This is a genomic window from Mesorhizobium ciceri WSM4083 (assembly GCF_000519305.1).
Classification (GTDB): domain Bacteria; phylum Pseudomonadota; class Alphaproteobacteria; order Rhizobiales; family Rhizobiaceae; genus Mesorhizobium; species Mesorhizobium ciceri_B.
The window spans coordinates 43174-58414 of sequence record NZ_JAFG01000017.1 but is presented as its reverse complement, the minus strand read 5'-3'; the positions used below and the strand labels follow the sequence as shown (position 1 = coordinate 58414).

Here is a 15241-nt window from a genome sequence, read left to right as displayed (position 1 = left end):
TCGAGCGCGGCCAGGTTCTGGCCAAGCCGGGCACGGTGAAGCCGCACAAGAAGTTCGTGGCCGAAGCCTACATCCTGACCAAGGACGAAGGTGGCCGTCACACGCCGTTCTTCACCAACTACCGTCCGCAGTTCTACTTCCGCACGACCGACGTGACCGGCATCGTGTCGCTGCCGGAAGGCACCGAAATGGTGATGCCGGGCGACAACATCACGGTCGATGTCGAGCTGATCGTGCCGATCGCCATGGAAGAGAAGCTGCGCTTCGCTATCCGTGAAGGCGGCCGCACCGTCGGTGCCGGCATCGTCGTCACCATCAAAGAGTAATTTGGACTTAAACCGATCTGTCGCGGGCGCGGGAGTTGCCCGCGCCGCGCCAGAACAAGGAAGTGACGCATGAACGGACAGAATATCCGCATCCGCCTTAAGGCGTTTGACCACCGCGTGCTCGACGCCTCGACGAAGGAAATCGTGTCGACGGCCAAGCGTACCGGCGCAAACGTCCGCGGCCCCATTCCGCTGCCGACGCGGATCGAAAAGTTCACGGTCAACCGGTCGCCTCACGTCGACAAGAAGAGCCGCGAGCAGTTCGAGATGCGCACGCACAAGCGTCTGCTCGACATCGTCGATCCGACCCCGCAGACGGTCGATGCTTTGATGAAGCTCGATCTGGCCGCCGGCGTCGACGTCGAGATCAAGCTCTAAGGGAATGAGAGCGCGGTAAGGGGCGGTGCCCCTGGCCCGGAACTCTAAAGGAATTGAACCGATGCGTTCAGGTGTGATTGCAAAGAAGGTGGGAATGACCCGCATCTACAACGATGCCGGGGAACATGTTCCCGTCACCGTTCTCCTGATGGAGAACTGCCAGGTCGTGGCCCAGCGCACGCAAGAGAAGAATGGCTACACCGCCGTTCAGCTCGGCGTTGGCCTTGCCAAGGTGAAGAACACGTCAAAGGCGATGCGCGGCCATTTCGCGACCGCTTCCGTCGAGCCGAAGGCGAAGGTCGCCGAGTTCCGCGTCTCCGCCGACAACATGATCGATGTCGGCGCCGAGATCACTGTCGAGCATTTCGTCGCCGGCCAGAAGGTCGATGTGACGGGCACGACGATCGGCAAGGGTTTCCAGGGCGTCATCAAGCGCCACCACATGGGCGGTGGCCGTGCAACGCACGGTAACTCGGTTTCGCACCGTACGCACGGTTCGACCGGCCAGCGCCAGGACCCGGGCAAGGTGTTCAAGGGCAAGCATATGGCTGGCCACATGGGCGACACCCGCGTCACCACGCAGAATGTCGAGATCGTATCGACCGACGCCGACCGCGGCCTGATCCTGATCCGCGGTGCGGTTCCCGGATCGAAGGGCGCCTGGATCCTGGTCCGCGATGCGGCCAAGGTGGCACTGCCGGCCAATGCGCCGAAGCCTGCCGCGATCCGCGCCGTTGCTGCCGAAAGTGGCGCCAAGAACGAGGCTCCGGCCACAGAGGGAGCGGAATAATGGATCTCAAGATCACAACGCTGGGCGGCAAGGACGCCGGCAAGGTGGAACTCTCCGACGAGATTTTCGGCCTTGATCCGCGTGAAGACATCCTGCAGCGCGTCGTGCGCTGGCAGCTTGCCAAGAAGCAGCAGGGCACGCACAAGACCAAGGGTCGCGCCGAGATCGCGCGCACCGGCGCCAAGATGTACAAGCAGAAGGGTACGGGCCGCGCCCGTCACCATTCGGCACGCGCTCCGCAGTTCCGCGGCGGCGGCAAGGCCCACGGCCCGGTCGTTCGCAGCCACGAGCACGAATTGCCGAAGAAGGTTCGTGCTCTCGGCCTCAAGCATGCTCTCTCGGCCAAGGCCAAGAGCGCGTCGATCATCATCATCGACGAGCTGAAGCTGACCGAGGCCAAGACGAAGGCGCTGATCGCGAATTTCGCGACGCTGGGCCTGACCAACGCTTTGCTGATCGGCGGCGCCGAGCTTGACAAGAACTTCAAGCTGGCGGCGACGAACATCCCCAACATCGACGTGCTGCCCATCCAGGGCATCAACGTCTACGACATTCTGCGCCGCGGCACGCTGGTCCTTTCGAAGGCCGCCGTCGAGGCTCTCGAGGAGCGCTTTAAATGACCGACCTTCGTCATTACGACGTGATCGTCTCGCCGGCGATCACCGAAAAGTCGACCATGGCCTCCGAGCAGAACAAGGTCGTCTTCAACGTCGCCAAGAAGGCGTCGAAGCCGGAAATCAAGGCCGCCGTCGAAGCGCTGTTCGGCGTCAAGGTGATGGCCGTGAACACGCTTGTCCGCAAGGGCAAGATCAAGCGCTTCCGTGGCACGGTTGGCCGCCAGAGCGACGTCAAGAAGGCGGTTGTGACGCTGGCCGATGGCCAGTCGATCGACGTCGCGACGGGTCTCTGAGCAAGGCCGCGAGGACAGAACAATGGCACTGAAAAAATTCAACCCGGTAACGCCCAGCACCCGTCAGCTGGTCATCGTCGACCGCTCGGGCCTCTACAAGGGCAAGCCCGTCAAGGGTCTGACCGAAGGCCTGACCAAGTCGGGCGGCCGCAACAATCATGGTCGCATCACCGCCCGCTTCATCGGCGGTGGTCACAAGCGTTCGTACCGCATCATCGACTTCAAGCGCCGCAAGTTCGACGTCGTCGGCACGGTCGAGCGCATTGAATACGATCCGAACCGCACCGCCTTCATCGCGCTGATCAAGTATGACGATGGCGAGCTGTCCTACATCATCGCTCCGCAGCGTCTGGCTCCCGGCGACAAGATCGTGTCCGGTGAATCGGTCGACGTGAAGCCGGGCAATGCGATGCCGCTGGCTTCGATGCCGGTCGGCACCATCGTCCACAACATCGAGCTGAAGCCGGGCAAGGGCGCGCAGGTCGCCCGTTCGGCAGGTGGTTACGGTCAGCTGGTCGGTCGTGACCAGGGCATGGCGATCCTGCGCCTCAATTCGGGCGAGCAGCGTGTCGTTCACGGCTCCTGCATGGCCACTGTCGGCGCCGTGTCCAATCCGGACCACGGCAACATCAACGACGGCAAGGCCGGTCGCACGGTTTGGCGTGGCAAGCGCCCGCACAATCGCGGCGTGACCATGAACCCGGTCGACCATCCGCACGGCGGCGGCGAAGGCCGCACCTCGGGTGGCCGCCATCCGGTTTCGCCCTGGGGCAAGCCGACCAAGGGCAAGAAGACGCGGTCCAACAAGGCGACCGACAAGTTCATCCTGCGCTCGCGCCATCAGCGCAAGAGCTAAGAAGAGGTAACGCCAAGTGACTCGTTCGATTTGGAAAGGCCCCTTCATTGACGGCTACCTTCTCAAGAAGGTGGACAAGGTTCGTGAAGGTGGTCGCAATGAGGTGATCAAGATGTGGAGCCGTCGCTCCACCATCCTGCCGCAGTTCGTCGGCTTCACCTTCGGTGTCTACAACGGCCAGAAGCATGTTCCCGTCTCGGTGAACGAGGACATGGTCGGTCACAAGTTCGGTGAATTCGCTCCGACCCGGACCTATTACGGTCACGGCGCGGATAAGAAGGCGAAGAGGAAATAATCATGGGCAAGGCCAAAGCTCCGCGCAGGCTTGCTGATAACGAAGCGCGCGCCGTATTGCGCACGATCCGTATCAGCCCGCAGAAGCTGAACCTCGTTGCCGCGCTGATCCGCGGCAAGAAGGTCGCGACAGCGCTTTCCGATCTCGAATTCTCGGCCAAGCGGATTTCCGGCACGGTCAAGAAGACGCTGGAATCGGCAATCGCCAACGCGGAAAACAACCACGACCTGGATGTCGATGCACTGATCGTGGCGGAAGCCTATGTCGGCAAGTCGATCGTCATGAAGCGGTTCCATGCCCGTGGCCGCGGTCGCGCCAGCCGTATCGAGAAGCCGTTCTCGCACCTCACGATCGTCGTTCGTGAAGTCGAAGAAAAAGGGGAGGCCGCATAATGGGCCAGAAAGTCAATCCGATCGGTCTTCGCCTCGGCATCAACCGCACCTGGGATTCGCGCTGGTTCGCGAACACCGGCGAGTACGGCAAGCTGCTGCATGAGGACATCAAGATCCGCAAGTATCTCGAGAAGGAGCTCAAGCAGGCTGCCATCTCGAAGGTCGTGATCGAGCGTCCGCACAAGAAGTGCCGCGTCACCATCCACGCCGCGCGCCCGGGTCTGATCATCGGCAAGAAGGGCGCCGACATCGAGAAGCTTCGCAAGAAGCTGATGGAGATGACGAAGTCCGAGACGCACCTCAACATCGTTGAAGTGCGCAAGCCGGAGATCGACGCGACCCTGGTCGCCCAGTCGATCGCCCAGCAGCTCGAGCGTCGTATCGCGTTCCGCCGCGCCATGAAGCGTGCCGTTCAGTCGGCGATGCGCCTCGGTGCCGAAGGCATCCGCATCAACTGCGCCGGCCGCCTCGGCGGTGCCGAGATCGCGCGCATGGAATGGTATCGCGAAGGCCGCGTGCCGCTGCATACGCTGCGTGCGGACGTCGACTACGGTACGGCCGAAGCGCACACGGCTTATGGCATCTGCGGCGTCAAGGTCTGGGTGTTCAAGGGCGAAATCCTTGAGCATGACCCGATGGCTTCGGAGCGTCGGGCCAGCGAAAGCGATGCAGCGCATGGCGGTGGTGGTGATCGCGAACGCGGTCGTCGTCGCGAAAACGCCTGAGACATTTAGGAATTTGGAGTTAGAACGATGCTGCAGCCAAAGCGCACAAAGTTCCGCAAGCAGTTCAAGGGCCGTATCCATGGTACCGCAAAGGGCGGCACCAACCTGGATTTCGGTGGTTTCGGGCTGAAGGCGCTTGAGCCGAACCGCGTCACCGCACGTGAGATCGAGGCGGCCCGCCGCGCGATCACGCGTGAAATGAAGCGCGCTGGTCGCGTCTGGATCCGTATTTTCCCGGACGTGCCGGTCACTTCGAAGCCGACCGAAGTCCGCATGGGTAAGGGCAAGGGCGCGGTCGATTATTGGGCGGCGCGCGTCAAGCCGGGCCGCATCATGTTCGAGATCGACGGCGTCAATGAAGAAACCGCCCGTGAGGCACTGCGTCTCGGCGCGGCCAAGCTCTCGGTCAAGACGCGCTTCGTGCAGCGCATCGCAGAATAAGGACGGGCTGATCATGAAAGCCGAAGACATCCGGACCAAGACCCAGGACCAGCTGACCGACGACCTGGCCAGCCTGAAGAAGGAGCAGTTCAACCTGCGCTTCCAGAAGGCCACCGGCCAGCTCGAGAAGACCGCGCGCGTGAGACAGGTCCGTAAGGATATTGCGCGTATCAAGACCATCGCTGCGGAAAAGTCCGCGGCTAAGAAGGCTTAAGGACGAAAACCATGCCAAAGCGCATTCTGCAGGGCACCGTCGTCAGCGACAAGAACGAGAAGACGGTTGTCGTCAAGGTCGAACGGCGCTTCACGCATCCCGTGATGAAGAAGACCGTGCGCATGACCAAGAAGTACAAGGCGCACGACGAGAACAACGCCCACAAGGTTGGCGATCAGGTGTTCATCCAGGAATCGAAGCCGATTTCCAAGGACAAGCGCTGGATCGTCGTGTCTTCGGACCAAGCCTGACCTCGGGCGTAAACAACGAATTTTGGACAGACCGGGGAGGGGCTTTGAGCCCATCCCGTTAGAAGAGAAGAAGGCGGCCAGTCATGATTCAGATGCAAACAAACCTCGACGTCGCGGATAATTCCGGCGCCCGTCGTGTCATGTGCATCAAGGTGCTGGGCGGCTCGAAGCGGAAATACGCTTCCGTGGGCGACATCATCGTGGTGTCGATCAAGGAAGCCATTCCGCGCGGCCGCGTTAAGAAGGGCGATGTGATGAAGGCGGTCGTGGTTCGCACGGCCAAGGACATCCGCCGCCCGGACGGCAGCGTGATCCGTTTCGACAAGAACGCGGCCGTTCTCGTCGACAACAAGAAAGAGCCGATCGGCACGCGTATCTTCGGACCGGTTCCGCGCGAACTCCGCGCCAAGAACCACATGAAGATCATCTCGCTCGCGCCTGAAGTGCTGTAAGGAGCCGGACCAATGCAAAAGATTAGAAAAGGCGACAAGGTCGTCGTGCTGGCCGGCAAGGACAAGGGCCGTTCGGGCGAAGTCCTCTCGGTGCAGCCGAAGGAAGACACCGCGCTGGTGCGCGGCGTCAACATGATCCGTCGTCACCAGAAGCAGTCCCAGTCCCAAGAGGGCGGGATCATCACCAAGGAAGCGCCGATCCAGCTGTCGAACATCGCGCTGGCCGACCCCAAGGATGGCAAGCCGACCCGCGTCGGCTTCATCTTCCAGAAGGACGGCAAGAAGGTGCGCGTCGCCAAGCGCTCGGGAGAAGTCATCAATGGCTAAGGCTCAAACCACGAAGCCCAAGGCTGAAAGCAAACAGTCCAAGGCTCAGAACACGCCGCGCCTCAAGCAGGTCTACAACGAGACCATCCGCAAGGCGCTGCAGGAACAGTTCGGCTACGACAACGAGATGCAGGTTCCGCGCATCGACAAGATCGTGCTGAACATGGGCGTTGGCGAAGCGACCGCCGATTCGAAGAAGCCTTCGATCGCGGCCGAAGACCTGGCGATGATCGCCGGCCAGAAGGCCGTCGTCACCCGCGCCCGCAACTCGATCGCAGGCTTCAAGGTCCGCGAGAAGATGCCGATCGGCGCCAAGGTCACGTTGCGCAAGGAACGCATGTACGAGTTCCTCGACCGCCTCGTGAACATCGCACTGCCGCGCGTCCGCGACTTTCGCGGACTGAATCCGAAGAGCTTCGATGGCCGTGGCAACTACGCCATGGGCATCAAGGAACACATCGTGTTCCCGGAGATCAACTACGACAAGGTTGATCAGATCTGGGGCATGGACGTCATCGTTTGTACGACTGCGAAGACGGATGACGAAGCCAGGGCATTGCTCAAGGCCTTCAACTTCCCCTTCCGCCAGTAACGGCAGCGAGAAAAGGAAAAATCTGAAATGGCAAAGACCAGCTCAGTCGAGAAGAACAACAGGCGCCGCAAGCTTGCCGACCAGTACGGTCCCAAGCGCGCTGCCCTGAAGGCGATCATCATGGATCAGTCCAAGCCGATGGAAGAGCGCTTCCGCGCTCAGCTCAAGCTTGCCGCGATGCCGCGCAACTCGGCCAAGATCCGCATCCGCAACCGCTGCGAAGTCACCGGCCGTCCGCGCGCCTACTATCGCAAGCTCAAAGTATCGCGCATCGCGCTTCGTGATCTCGGCAATAACGGCCAGATCCCGGGCCTGGTCAAGTCGAGCTGGTAAGGAGGACATAATATGTCATTGAGCGATCCTCTCGGCGATATGCTGACCCGCATCCGCAACGCGTATGGCCGCAAGAAGTCGAGCGTTTCGACGCCGGCTTCGCGTCTGCGCACCCGCGTCCTCGACGTGCTGAAGGCTGAAGGCTATATCCGCGATTACAGCCAGACCGACTTCGACAACGGCAAGTCCGAAATCGAAATCGAGCTGAAGTATTTCGACGGCGCGCCGGTCGTGCGCGAAATCGCCCGCGTCTCGAAGCCAGGCCGCCGCGTCTATGTTTCGGCCAAGTCGATCCCGCAGGTCGCCAACGGCCTCGGCATCGCCATCCTTTCGACACCGAAGGGCGTGATGGCCGACCATGAAGCACGTGAACAGAACGTCGGCGGTGAGATCCTCTGCCAGATCTTCTGATCTGGCAGTTGACCGCAAAGTGGAATCCGGTCTTCGGATCGTTCCCGAAGACAGAGACCTGAAACAAGAGAAGTGACGAGGACAACAAAATGTCTCGTATTGGAAAGAAACCCGTTTCGCTGCCGCAGGGCGTGACCGCGACCGTCAACGGCCAGACCGTGACGGCGAAGGGCCCCAAGGGTGAGCTGAAGTTCGTGGTGAACGACGAAGTGCTGGTCAAGATGGAAGGCAGCGAGATTGCTGTCCAGCCGCGCGACCAGACCAAGACCGCCCGCTCCAAGTGGGGCATGTCGCGCACGCAGATCGTCAACATCCTGCAGGGCGTCAAGGACGGTTTCGAGAAGAAGCTCGAGATCACCGGCGTCGGCTATCGCGCGGCACTTCAGGGCAAGAACCTGCAGCTGGCGCTTGGCTTCAGCCATGACGTCGTCTATGAGACGCCGCAGGGCATCACCATCACCGTGCCGAAGCCGACTGAAATCACCGTGGCCGGCATCGACAAGCAGCAGGTCGGCCAGGTTGCGGCCGAGATCCGCGAGTATCGTGGTCCCGAGCCCTACAAGGGCAAGGGCGTCCGCTATGCCGGCGAGAAGATCGTCCGCAAGGAAGGCAAGAAGAAGTAGCGGGCCTGGCGTCGAGAAGTTGAGGCCAAGCCAAGAAGTGTAACGCCGCGGGGAGCGGTCGCGGGAGGCGCTTTCGCCTACCGCATATGGCGGCCCCCGTTTTTTGAAGGCAAGGAAGACCATCATGGGTACCAAGGAATCCACGCAGCGCCGCGCGCAGCGCGTCCGTCGTCAGATCAAGAAGGTCGCCGGCGAGCGTCCGCGTCTGTCGGTCCACCGCACGTCGAAGAACATCTATGTGCAGGTCATCGACGACGCCAAGGGCCACACCATCGCTGCCGCTTCGACGCTCGAGAAGGACCTCAAGGGTTCGCTCAAGACCGGCGCCGACACCGCTGCCGCCGCCGCGATCGGCAAGCTGATCGCCGAGCGCGCCACCAAGGCCGGCGTCAAGGAAGTCGTCTTCGACCGCGGTGCCTACATCTATCACGGCCGCGTCAAGGCGCTCGCCGAGGCTGCCCGCGAAGGCGGCTTGAGCTTCTAAGCATAGTCCCGAAAAGTTGCAGACTTTTCGGATAGGGATTATGCGAAGGGATTGATTTCGCCCCCGGTGACCGTTTCCCGATTTATTCGGGGCGAGGCACCGGATCTTATCAGCAACCGTGCTTCCGGAAAAAAACAAGGAACAGGATATGGCACAGGAACGTAGGGATGGCGGCCGCGGCCGCGATCGTGAAGAGCGCGATGACGGCATGGTGGACAAGCTCGTCCACATCAACCGCGTCGCCAAGGTCGTCAAGGGCGGCCGTCGCTTCGGTTTTGCAGCACTCGTCGTCGTCGGTGACCAGAAGGGCCGTGTCGGCTTTGGTCACGGCAAGGCGCGCGAAGTGCCGGAAGCCATCCGCAAGGCAACTGAATCGGCCAAGCGCGACATGATCTTCGTGCCGCTGCGCTCGGGCCGTACGCTGCATCACGACGTCGAAGGACGCTGGGGTGCTGGACGCGTGCTGCTGCGCGCCGCCAAGCAAGGTACCGGCATCATCGCCGGTGGCCCGATGCGCGCTGTCTTCGAGACGCTCGGCATGCATGACGTGGTCGCCAAGTCGATGGGTTCGTCGAACCCCTACAACATGGTTCGCGCCACCTTCGACGCGCTGAAGAGCCAGATGCATCCCAAGGATGTGGCTGCTGCTCGCGGCATCAAGTATTCGACCCTTCAGGCCCGCCGCGGCACCGCCGTTGCGGCTGAAGAATAGTCGATCTGACCAGGGATTTTGACCATGGCCAAGAAAGCAACCAAGACCATCACCGTTGAGCAGATCGGTTCGCCGATCCGCCGTCCGAAGGAACAGCGCGCGACGCTGGTCGGCCTCGGCCTCAACAAGATGCACAAGCAGCGCACGCTGGAAGATACGCCCTCCGTGCGCGGCATGATCGCTGCCGTCCAGCATCTCGTCCGCGTCGTGGACGAGGGCTGAGCCAGAGCGCAGGAGAACTCAGATGAAACTCAACGATCTGCGTGACAAGGACGGCGCGACGCACTCCAAGAAGCGTCTCGGCCGTGGTATCGGCTCCGGCTCCGGCAAGACCGGCGGTCGTGGCGTCAAGGGCCAGAAGGCGCGCTCCGGCGTCGCCATCAACGGCTTCGAGGGCGGCCAGATGCCGCTCTATCGGCGCCTGCCGAAGCGTGGCTTCAACAACATCTTCGCCAAGAGCTTCACCGTTGTGTCGCTGGCCCGCATCCAGGTGGCCATCGACGCCAAGAAGCTCGACGCCAAGGCGACCGTGACGGCTGAATCGCTGGTTGCCGCCGGCGTCATCCGCCGCGTCAAGGACGGCGTGCGCATCCTCTCGGACGGCGAGATCAAGGCGAAGCTCGCCTTTGACGTTGCCGGCGCCTCCAAGGCCGCGATCGAGAAGATCGAAAAGGCCGGCGGTTCGGTCAAGCTGCCGCAGGAAAAGGCAGCTGCCGAGTAACGGCAATTTGAAGCGCGATCGGCAGGAGTGGCATCCGTTTTTGCTCACGATTGCGCTTTGATCTGCTCAACGAGGCGGCCGCGTCAACGCGGCCGCTTGCATGTTTAGAGCCCGGAGCTTATCTCGTGAGCTTCGGTGAAACGCGCCGCCTGACCTCAGGGCCATCAAGCGTTACCAAGCGGAGAATCAGGCATGGCTTCGGCTGCTGAACAATTAGCCTCGAATCTGAATTTCTCGGCCTTCGCCAAGGCGGAGGATTTGAAGAAGCGCATCTGGTTCACGATCGGCGCGCTGCTGGTTTATCGCCTCGGCACCTACATCCCGCTTCCCGGTATCAATCCCGACGCCTTCGCCCAGGCCTTCTCTTCGCAGAGCAAGGGCGTGCTCGGCATGTTCAACATGTTCGCCGGCGGCGCCGTGCAGCGCATGGCGATCTTTGCGCTCGGCATCATGCCTTACATCTCCGCCTCCATCATCATGCAGCTGATGACCTCGGTCATCCCGTCACTGGAAGCGCTGAAGAAGGAAGGCGAACAGGGCCGCAAGGTCATCAACCAGTATACGCGTTACGGCACCGTGCTGCTTGCGCTGGTTCAGGCCTATGGCATTTCTGTCGGCCTGGAAGGCGGCAATGGCATCGTCAGCGATCCCGGCATGTTCTTCCGCATCTCGACCGTCGTCACGCTGGTCGGCGGCACCATGTTCCTGATGTGGCTGGGCGAGCAGATCACCGCGCGCGGCATCGGCAACGGCATTTCGCTGATCATCTTCTCCGGCATCGTCGCCGGCCTGCCGCATGCCATCTCCGGCACGCTTGAGCTTGGCCGTACCGGCGCGCTGTCGACCGGCTTGATCCTGGCGATCATCGTGCTGGCTGTCGTCGTCATCGCGCTCATCGTGTTCTTCGAGCGCGCCCAGCGCCGCTTGCTGATCCAGTATCCGAAGCGCCAGGTCGGCAACCGCATGTTCCAGGGCGATACCTCGCATCTGCCGCTGAAGCTCAACACGTCGGGTGTCATTCCGCCGATCTTCGCCTCGTCGCTGCTGTTGCTGCCGGCCACCGTCGCGGGCTTCTCGCAGACGGCCAACATGCCGGCCTGGGCAAGCACCATCCTGGCCGCGCTCGGCCATGGCCAGCCGCTCTACATGGCATTCTATGCGGCGATGATCGCGTTCTTCGCTTTCTTCTACACTGCGATTGTCTTCAACCCGAAGGACACCGCCGACCAGCTCAAGAAGCATTCGGGCTTCATCCCGGGTTATCGTCCGGGCGAGCGCACCGCCGATTACATCGATTACGTTCTCACCCGCATCACCGTCGTCGGCGCCATCTATCTGGTGCTGGTGTGCTTGCTGCCGGAGTTCCTGATCTCGGCGACTGGCGTACCATTCTACCTTGGTGGCACATCGCTTCTGATCGTGGTCAGTGTCACGCTCGATACGGTTGCGCAGATTCAGGGTCACCTGATCGCGCACCAGTATGAAGGCCTGATCAAGAAGTCGAAGCTGCGCGGGGGGAAGAAAGCCAGATGAGGTTGATATTGCTTGGGCCGCCAGGAGCGGGCAAGGGGACGCAAGCACAAAGACTGGTAGAAAAACACGGCATACCCCAGCTCTCGACGGGCGACATGCTGCGTGCTGCCGTCCAGGCAGGCACCGAAGTCGGCAAGCGCGCCAAGGCGGTGATGGATGCCGGTGAACTGGTGTCCGATGCGATCGTCAACGCGATCGTCGCCGAGCGTATCGATCAGCCGGATTGCGCCAAAGGGTTCATCCTCGACGGCTATCCGCGGACCCTGGTGCAGGCGGATGCGGTCGAGCAGATGCTGACGGATCGCTCCCAGGGCCTCGACGCCGTCATTGAGCTCGTGGTCGACGACAAGGCCCTGGTTGGCCGGATCGTCAAGCGCGCCGACGAGGCACAGGCCGCCGGCCTTCCCGTTCGCAAGGACGACAACCCGACCGTGTTCGAAGAGCGGCTGAGGGAATACTACAAGAAGACGTCGCCGCTGATTGGCTACTACTATGCCAAGGGCAAGCTCCGCAGTGTCGACGGCATGGCCGATATCGACGCCGTGACGGAACAGATCGAAGCGGTGCTCAAGGACGCGGTGCGGGGAAATTAACGATTGCACTTGACGGAGGCGGTTCGCTGCGGTATGGCGGCCCGTCTTCCTATCAGGCATGAGCTTTGCTTGTCCGCAAGGGCAAGGCAGCCGCATTGAACTGGAAACTCCCGCATGGGCCGGCCTCCACCGGACGCGGGGCAACTTAAGACAGCGCCGAGCCTGCCTTGTTTTCGAGGGTTGGCTGGCCCACATGGAGAAGGGAAGAACATGGCTCGTATAGCCGGCGTCAACATTCCGACCAACAAGCGCGTTGTCATTGCGCTTCAGTACATTCACGGCATTGGCAAGCGGTTCGCCCAGGAGATCGTCGACAAGGTCGGCATCCCGGCCGAGCGCCGCGTCAACCAGCTGACCGACGCGGAAGTGCTGCAGATCCGCGAAACCATCGACCGCGATTACCAGGTTGAAGGCGACCTGCGCCGCGAAGTCTCGATGAACATCAAGCGGCTCATGGACCTCGGCTGCTACCGCGGCCTGCGTCATCGCCGCTCGCTGCCGGTCCGTGGCCAGCGCACGCATACCAATGCGCGCACCCGCAAGGGCCCGGCCAAGTCGATCGCCGGCAAGAAGAAGTAAGTCAGCGAATAGCGAGTAGCCAATAGCGAGTAGGGGACCCTATTCGCTAATCCCTACTCACTACTCGCTTTCCTAGGTGGAGCCGCTGGCATTACGGCGGTGTAGAGATCAACTGAAAGGACTATCATGGCCAAGGAAGCCGCTCGTGTTCGCCGTCGCGAACGCAAGAACATTTCGTCGGGCGTTGCCCACGTCAATTCGACCTTCAACAACACGATGATCACCATCACCGACGCGCAGGGCAATTCGATTGCCTGGTCGTCGGCCGGTGCCCAGGGCTTCAAGGGTTCGCGCAAGTCGACCCCGTTCGCTGCCCAGATGGCTGCCGAGGATGTTGCCAAGAAGGCCCAGGAACACGGCATGCGCATGCTCGAAGTCGAGGTCTGCGGACCCGGCTCCGGTCGTGAATCGGCACTGCGCGCCCTGCAGGCGGCCGGCTTCACCATCACCTCGATCCGTGATGTGACGCCGATCCCGCACAATGGCTGCCGCCCGCGCAAGAAGCGTCGCGTCTAAGCATTTACCGAACGCCGCGCGAGCGCCCCTTGGGCGCTCCTCCGCGGCATTCCAGGTCGCCCGCCACGATTGGATGGTGGCGGGTCAACGGAAGGAAAGCATCATGATCCAGAAAAATTGGCAGGAACTGATCAAGCCGAACAAGATCGAGTTCTCGTCGAAGAAGAAGACGCTGACCACGCTGGTCGCCGAGCCTCTCGAGCGTGGCTTTGGCCTGACGCTGGGCAACGCGCTGCGCCGCGTGCTTCTGTCTTCGCTGCGCGGTGCGGCTGTTACCGCCGTGCAGATCGACGGCGTTCTGCATGAATTCTCGTCCATCGCCGGCGTGCGCGAGGACGTGACCGATATCGTCCTCAACATCAAGGAAATCGCCATCCGCATGGAAGGCGATGGTCCCAAGCGCATGGTCGTTCGCAAGCAGGGACCGGGTGCGGTTCTTGCCGGCGACATCCAGACGGTCGGCGACGTCGAGATCCTCAACCCCGACCACGTCATCTGCACGCTGGACGAAGGCGCTGAAATCCGCATGGAATTCACCGTCGACACCGGCAAGGGTTACGTGCCGGCCGACCGCAACCGCGCCGAAGACGCGCCGATCGGCCTGATCCCGGTCGACAGCCTTTATTCGCCGGTCAAGAAGGTCTCCTACAAGGTCGAAAACACCCGCGAGGGCCAGGTTCTCGACTATGACAAGCTGACCATGACGATCGAGACCGACGGTTCGATCACCGGCGAGGACGCGGTGGCTTTCGCCGCTCGCATCCTGCAGGACCAGCTCGGCCTGTTCGTCAACTTCGACGAGCCGCAGAAGGAAGTCGCCGCCGAGGCCGTCACCGAGCTCGCCTTCAACCCGGCGCTGCTCAAAAAGGTCGACGAACTCGAGCTTTCGGTGCGTTCGGCCAACTGCCTGAAGAACGACAACATCGTCTATATCGGCGACCTGATCCAGAAGACCGAAGCCGAGATGCTGCGCACACCGAACTTCGGCCGCAAGTCGTTGAACGAGATCAAGGAAGTCCTGGCGGCGATGGGCCTGCACCTCGGCATGGAAGTGCCGGACTGGCCGCCGGAAAACATCGAAGACCTCGCTAAGCGTTACGAAGACCAATATTGAGCATGAATTCCAAGGATCGGCGGCGTGGGCCGCTCGATCCGACGGTCATGCGGAAAACCATCAGAGGCCGCGGCCTCTTGAACAACTGAAGAAGGAAAAGAGCCATGCGCCACGGTTTCAAAGGCCGCCGCTTCGCCCGAAGCATTAGCCATCGCAAGTCGATGTTCGCCAACCTCGCCGTGTCGCTGCTCGAGCACGAGCAGATCGTCACGACCTTGCCGAAGGCGAAGGACCTGCGTCCGATCGTGGAGAAGCTGGTGACGCTCGGCAAGCGCGGCGACCTGCACGCCCGCCGCCAGGTCATTGCCCAGATCGGCAATGAAGGCGTCGTCAAGCGTCTGTTCGACACTATCGCGCCGCGCTATGCCAACCGCAATGGCGGCTATCTGCGCATCATGAAGGCGGGCTTCCGTCATGGTGACAACGCCGCCATGGCTGTCATCGAGTTCGTGGATCGCGACGTCTCGGCCAAGGGCGCCGGCGACCGCGCCCGCATCGAAGCCGAAGGTGCCGACGCGGATGCCGCAGCCGCATAAGGCTCGGTTTTCCCAATGAGTTCAAAGGGGCCTGCGGGCCCCTTTTTTGTTTTCTGAAAGCAGCAAACCGGGGCGGAATCCGATTTCCGGGCATGCCCCTGGGGTTTTGGCCCAAAATAATCGGATTTCAGCGGCTT

At 61.7% G+C, this 15241-nt stretch carries 27 protein-coding genes and 1 pseudogene; all 28 read left to right on the top strand.

Translation table 11 applies throughout. The features are described 5' to 3' along the window. A pseudogene (gene tuf, locus MESCI2_RS01000000135260) lies at nucleotides 1-326 on the top strand (elongation factor Tu); the annotation flags it as partial. Nucleotides 327-395: 69 nt separating this feature from the next. Then, nucleotides 396-704, top strand: coding sequence for a 30S ribosomal protein S10 (gene rpsJ / locus MESCI2_RS0123830; RefSeq protein WP_010909272.1), 309 nt, complete (start codon nucleotides 396-398; stop codon nucleotides 702-704). A gap of 61 nt (nucleotides 705-765) precedes the next feature. Continuing rightward, nucleotides 766-1494, top strand: coding sequence for a 50S ribosomal protein L3 (rplC, locus tag MESCI2_RS0123825; protein WP_013531422.1), 729 nt, complete (start codon nucleotides 766-768; stop codon nucleotides 1492-1494). Beyond that, nucleotides 1494-2114, top strand: coding sequence for a 50S ribosomal protein L4 (gene rplD, locus MESCI2_RS0123820; protein WP_013531423.1), 621 nt, complete (start codon nucleotides 1494-1496; stop codon nucleotides 2112-2114). The genes rplC and rplD overlap by 1 nt, the downstream gene beginning before the upstream one ends. After that, nucleotides 2111-2404, top strand: a complete 294-nt coding sequence (locus MESCI2_RS0123815) for a 50S ribosomal protein L23 (RefSeq protein WP_013531424.1) — start codon at nucleotides 2111-2113, stop codon at nucleotides 2402-2404. The genes rplD and MESCI2_RS0123815 overlap by 4 nt, the downstream gene beginning before the upstream one ends. Before the next feature lie 22 nt (nucleotides 2405-2426). Continuing rightward, nucleotides 2427-3260 carry a 50S ribosomal protein L2 gene (rplB, locus tag MESCI2_RS0123810; protein ID WP_024505067.1) on the top strand — a complete coding sequence of 278 codons (834 nt, stop codon included), beginning with the start codon at nucleotides 2427-2429 and terminating at the stop codon, nucleotides 3258-3260. A gap of 16 nt (nucleotides 3261-3276) precedes the next feature. Next, nucleotides 3277-3555, top strand: coding sequence for a 30S ribosomal protein S19 (gene rpsS / locus MESCI2_RS0123805; protein WP_006205463.1), 279 nt, complete (start codon nucleotides 3277-3279; stop codon nucleotides 3553-3555). 2 nt (nucleotides 3556-3557) lie between these two features. Further along, nucleotides 3558-3947 carry a 50S ribosomal protein L22 gene (gene rplV / locus MESCI2_RS0123800; RefSeq protein WP_006205462.1) on the top strand — a complete coding sequence of 130 codons (390 nt, stop codon included), beginning with the start codon at nucleotides 3558-3560 and terminating at the stop codon, nucleotides 3945-3947. Beyond that, nucleotides 3947-4672: a 30S ribosomal protein S3 gene (gene rpsC, locus MESCI2_RS0123795; protein WP_013531426.1), complete on the top strand. Its 726-nt coding sequence runs from the start codon at nucleotides 3947-3949 to the stop codon at nucleotides 4670-4672. The genes rplV and rpsC overlap by 1 nt, the downstream gene beginning before the upstream one ends. 27 nt (nucleotides 4673-4699) lie before the next feature. After that, the gene (gene rplP / locus MESCI2_RS0123790) at nucleotides 4700-5113 is read left to right on the top strand and encodes a 50S ribosomal protein L16 (protein ID WP_013531427.1); all 414 of its coding nucleotides are present in this window, start codon (nucleotides 4700-4702) and stop codon (nucleotides 5111-5113) included. 13 nt (nucleotides 5114-5126) lie between these two features. Next, a complete protein-coding gene (gene rpmC / locus MESCI2_RS0123785; protein WP_006205459.1) occupies nucleotides 5127-5327 on the top strand; it encodes a 50S ribosomal protein L29 in 201 nt (66 codons plus the stop codon). 11 nt (nucleotides 5328-5338) lie between these two features. Beyond that, the gene (gene rpsQ, locus MESCI2_RS0123780) at nucleotides 5339-5578 is read left to right on the top strand and encodes a 30S ribosomal protein S17 (protein WP_010909280.1); all 240 of its coding nucleotides are present in this window, start codon (nucleotides 5339-5341) and stop codon (nucleotides 5576-5578) included. 83 nt (nucleotides 5579-5661) lie between these two features. Continuing rightward, nucleotides 5662-6030, top strand: coding sequence for a 50S ribosomal protein L14 (gene rplN / locus MESCI2_RS0123775; protein WP_006205457.1), 369 nt, complete (start codon nucleotides 5662-5664; stop codon nucleotides 6028-6030). Nucleotides 6031-6042: 12 nt separating this feature from the next. Continuing rightward, complete coding sequence (rplX, locus tag MESCI2_RS0123770; RefSeq protein WP_013531428.1) at nucleotides 6043-6357, top strand: 50S ribosomal protein L24; 315 nt, start codon at nucleotides 6043-6045, stop codon at nucleotides 6355-6357. After that, on the top strand, nucleotides 6350-6949 hold the full coding sequence (gene rplE, locus MESCI2_RS0123765) for a 50S ribosomal protein L5 (RefSeq protein WP_013531429.1): 600 nt from the start codon (nucleotides 6350-6352) through the stop codon (nucleotides 6947-6949). The genes rplX and rplE overlap by 8 nt, the downstream gene beginning before the upstream one ends. A gap of 27 nt (nucleotides 6950-6976) precedes the next feature. Beyond that, entirely contained in the window at nucleotides 6977-7282 is a 306-nt protein-coding gene (gene rpsN / locus MESCI2_RS0123760; RefSeq protein ID WP_013895695.1) for a 30S ribosomal protein S14, read from the top strand. A 12-nt stretch (nucleotides 7283-7294) separates the two neighbouring features. Further along, complete coding sequence (gene rpsH, locus MESCI2_RS0123755) at nucleotides 7295-7693, top strand: 30S ribosomal protein S8 (RefSeq protein ID WP_013531431.1); 399 nt, start codon at nucleotides 7295-7297, stop codon at nucleotides 7691-7693. Between the two features lie 89 nt (nucleotides 7694-7782). Beyond that, entirely contained in the window at nucleotides 7783-8316 is a 534-nt protein-coding gene (gene rplF / locus MESCI2_RS0123750; RefSeq protein WP_013531432.1) for a 50S ribosomal protein L6, read from the top strand. A 124-nt stretch (nucleotides 8317-8440) separates the two neighbouring features. Next, nucleotides 8441-8800: a 50S ribosomal protein L18 gene (gene rplR / locus MESCI2_RS0123745; protein WP_027038735.1), complete on the top strand. Its 360-nt coding sequence runs from the start codon at nucleotides 8441-8443 to the stop codon at nucleotides 8798-8800. A gap of 148 nt (nucleotides 8801-8948) precedes the next feature. Next, complete coding sequence (gene rpsE, locus MESCI2_RS0123740; protein ID WP_006333394.1) at nucleotides 8949-9512, top strand: 30S ribosomal protein S5; 564 nt, start codon at nucleotides 8949-8951, stop codon at nucleotides 9510-9512. Between the two features lie 24 nt (nucleotides 9513-9536). Next, nucleotides 9537-9734, top strand: coding sequence for a 50S ribosomal protein L30 (rpmD, locus tag MESCI2_RS0123735; protein ID WP_006205449.1), 198 nt, complete (start codon nucleotides 9537-9539; stop codon nucleotides 9732-9734). Between the two features lie 22 nt (nucleotides 9735-9756). Beyond that, entirely contained in the window at nucleotides 9757-10233 is a 477-nt protein-coding gene (gene rplO / locus MESCI2_RS0123730) for a 50S ribosomal protein L15 (protein ID WP_013531434.1), read from the top strand. Nucleotides 10234-10425: 192 nt separating this feature from the next. Then, nucleotides 10426-11766, top strand: coding sequence for a preprotein translocase subunit SecY (gene secY, locus MESCI2_RS0123725; protein WP_027038734.1), 1341 nt, complete (start codon nucleotides 10426-10428; stop codon nucleotides 11764-11766). After that, the gene (locus MESCI2_RS0123720) at nucleotides 11763-12359 is read left to right on the top strand and encodes an adenylate kinase (protein WP_027038733.1); all 597 of its coding nucleotides are present in this window, start codon (nucleotides 11763-11765) and stop codon (nucleotides 12357-12359) included. Before secY ends, MESCI2_RS0123720 begins: the two co-directional genes overlap by 4 nt. A 210-nt stretch (nucleotides 12360-12569) precedes the next feature. Next, on the top strand, nucleotides 12570-12938 hold the full coding sequence (gene rpsM / locus MESCI2_RS0123715) for a 30S ribosomal protein S13 (protein ID WP_013531437.1): 369 nt from the start codon (nucleotides 12570-12572) through the stop codon (nucleotides 12936-12938). Nucleotides 12939-13064: 126 nt separating this feature from the next. After that, nucleotides 13065-13454, top strand: a complete 390-nt coding sequence (gene rpsK, locus MESCI2_RS0123710) for a 30S ribosomal protein S11 (RefSeq protein ID WP_006205444.1) — start codon at nucleotides 13065-13067, stop codon at nucleotides 13452-13454. Between the two features lie 103 nt (nucleotides 13455-13557). Next, on the top strand, nucleotides 13558-14568 hold the full coding sequence (locus MESCI2_RS0123705) for a DNA-directed RNA polymerase subunit alpha (protein WP_013531438.1): 1011 nt from the start codon (nucleotides 13558-13560) through the stop codon (nucleotides 14566-14568). 104 nt (nucleotides 14569-14672) lie between these two features. Beyond that, nucleotides 14673-15104, top strand: coding sequence for a 50S ribosomal protein L17 (gene rplQ / locus MESCI2_RS0123700; protein ID WP_027038732.1), 432 nt, complete (start codon nucleotides 14673-14675; stop codon nucleotides 15102-15104). Nucleotides 15105-15241 lie beyond the last annotated feature (137 nt).

Excerpts from the sequence above, each read along its gene's own strand:
- rpsC (WP_013531426.1), top strand. The coding sequence starts at position 3,947 with ATGGGCCAGAAAGTCAATCCGATCGGTCTTCGCCTCGGCATCAACCGC.
- MESCI2_RS0123720 (WP_027038733.1), top strand. The coding sequence starts at position 11,763 with ATGAGGTTGATATTGCTTGGGCCGCCAGGAGCGGGCAAGGGGACGCAA.
- rpsK (WP_006205444.1), top strand. The coding sequence starts at position 13,065 with ATGGCCAAGGAAGCCGCTCGTGTTCGCCGTCGCGAACGCAAGAACATT.
- rplN (WP_006205457.1), top strand. The coding sequence starts at position 5,662 with ATGATTCAGATGCAAACAAACCTCGACGTCGCGGATAATTCCGGCGCC.
- rplO (WP_013531434.1), top strand. The coding sequence starts at position 9,757 with ATGAAACTCAACGATCTGCGTGACAAGGACGGCGCGACGCACTCCAAG.
- rpsE (WP_006333394.1), top strand. The coding sequence starts at position 8,949 with ATGGCACAGGAACGTAGGGATGGCGGCCGCGGCCGCGATCGTGAAGAG.
- rpsH (WP_013531431.1), top strand. The coding sequence starts at position 7,295 with ATGTCATTGAGCGATCCTCTCGGCGATATGCTGACCCGCATCCGCAAC.
- rpmD (WP_006205449.1), top strand. The coding sequence starts at position 9,537 with ATGGCCAAGAAAGCAACCAAGACCATCACCGTTGAGCAGATCGGTTCG.
- MESCI2_RS0123815 (WP_013531424.1), top strand. The coding sequence starts at position 2,111 with ATGACCGACCTTCGTCATTACGACGTGATCGTCTCGCCGGCGATCACC.
- MESCI2_RS0123705 (WP_013531438.1), top strand. The coding sequence starts at position 13,558 with ATGATCCAGAAAAATTGGCAGGAACTGATCAAGCCGAACAAGATCGAG.
- rpsJ (WP_010909272.1), top strand. The coding sequence starts at position 396 with ATGAACGGACAGAATATCCGCATCCGCCTTAAGGCGTTTGACCACCGC.
- rpsN (WP_013895695.1), top strand. The coding sequence starts at position 6,977 with ATGGCAAAGACCAGCTCAGTCGAGAAGAACAACAGGCGCCGCAAGCTT.
- rplC (WP_013531422.1), top strand. The coding sequence starts at position 766 with ATGCGTTCAGGTGTGATTGCAAAGAAGGTGGGAATGACCCGCATCTAC.
- rplQ (WP_027038732.1), top strand. The coding sequence starts at position 14,673 with ATGCGCCACGGTTTCAAAGGCCGCCGCTTCGCCCGAAGCATTAGCCAT.
- rpmC (WP_006205459.1), top strand. The coding sequence starts at position 5,127 with ATGAAAGCCGAAGACATCCGGACCAAGACCCAGGACCAGCTGACCGAC.
- rplP (WP_013531427.1), top strand. The coding sequence starts at position 4,700 with ATGCTGCAGCCAAAGCGCACAAAGTTCCGCAAGCAGTTCAAGGGCCGT.
- rplX (WP_013531428.1), top strand. The coding sequence starts at position 6,043 with ATGCAAAAGATTAGAAAAGGCGACAAGGTCGTCGTGCTGGCCGGCAAG.
- rpsM (WP_013531437.1), top strand. The coding sequence starts at position 12,570 with ATGGCTCGTATAGCCGGCGTCAACATTCCGACCAACAAGCGCGTTGTC.
- rplD (WP_013531423.1), top strand. The coding sequence starts at position 1,494 with ATGGATCTCAAGATCACAACGCTGGGCGGCAAGGACGCCGGCAAGGTG.
- rplR (WP_027038735.1), top strand. The coding sequence starts at position 8,441 with ATGGGTACCAAGGAATCCACGCAGCGCCGCGCGCAGCGCGTCCGTCGT.
- secY (WP_027038734.1), top strand. The coding sequence starts at position 10,426 with ATGGCTTCGGCTGCTGAACAATTAGCCTCGAATCTGAATTTCTCGGCC.
- rpsQ (WP_010909280.1), top strand. The coding sequence starts at position 5,339 with ATGCCAAAGCGCATTCTGCAGGGCACCGTCGTCAGCGACAAGAACGAG.
- rplB (WP_024505067.1), top strand. The coding sequence starts at position 2,427 with ATGGCACTGAAAAAATTCAACCCGGTAACGCCCAGCACCCGTCAGCTG.
- rplE (WP_013531429.1), top strand. The coding sequence starts at position 6,350 with ATGGCTAAGGCTCAAACCACGAAGCCCAAGGCTGAAAGCAAACAGTCC.
- rplV (WP_006205462.1), top strand. The coding sequence starts at position 3,558 with ATGGGCAAGGCCAAAGCTCCGCGCAGGCTTGCTGATAACGAAGCGCGC.
- rplF (WP_013531432.1), top strand. The coding sequence starts at position 7,783 with ATGTCTCGTATTGGAAAGAAACCCGTTTCGCTGCCGCAGGGCGTGACC.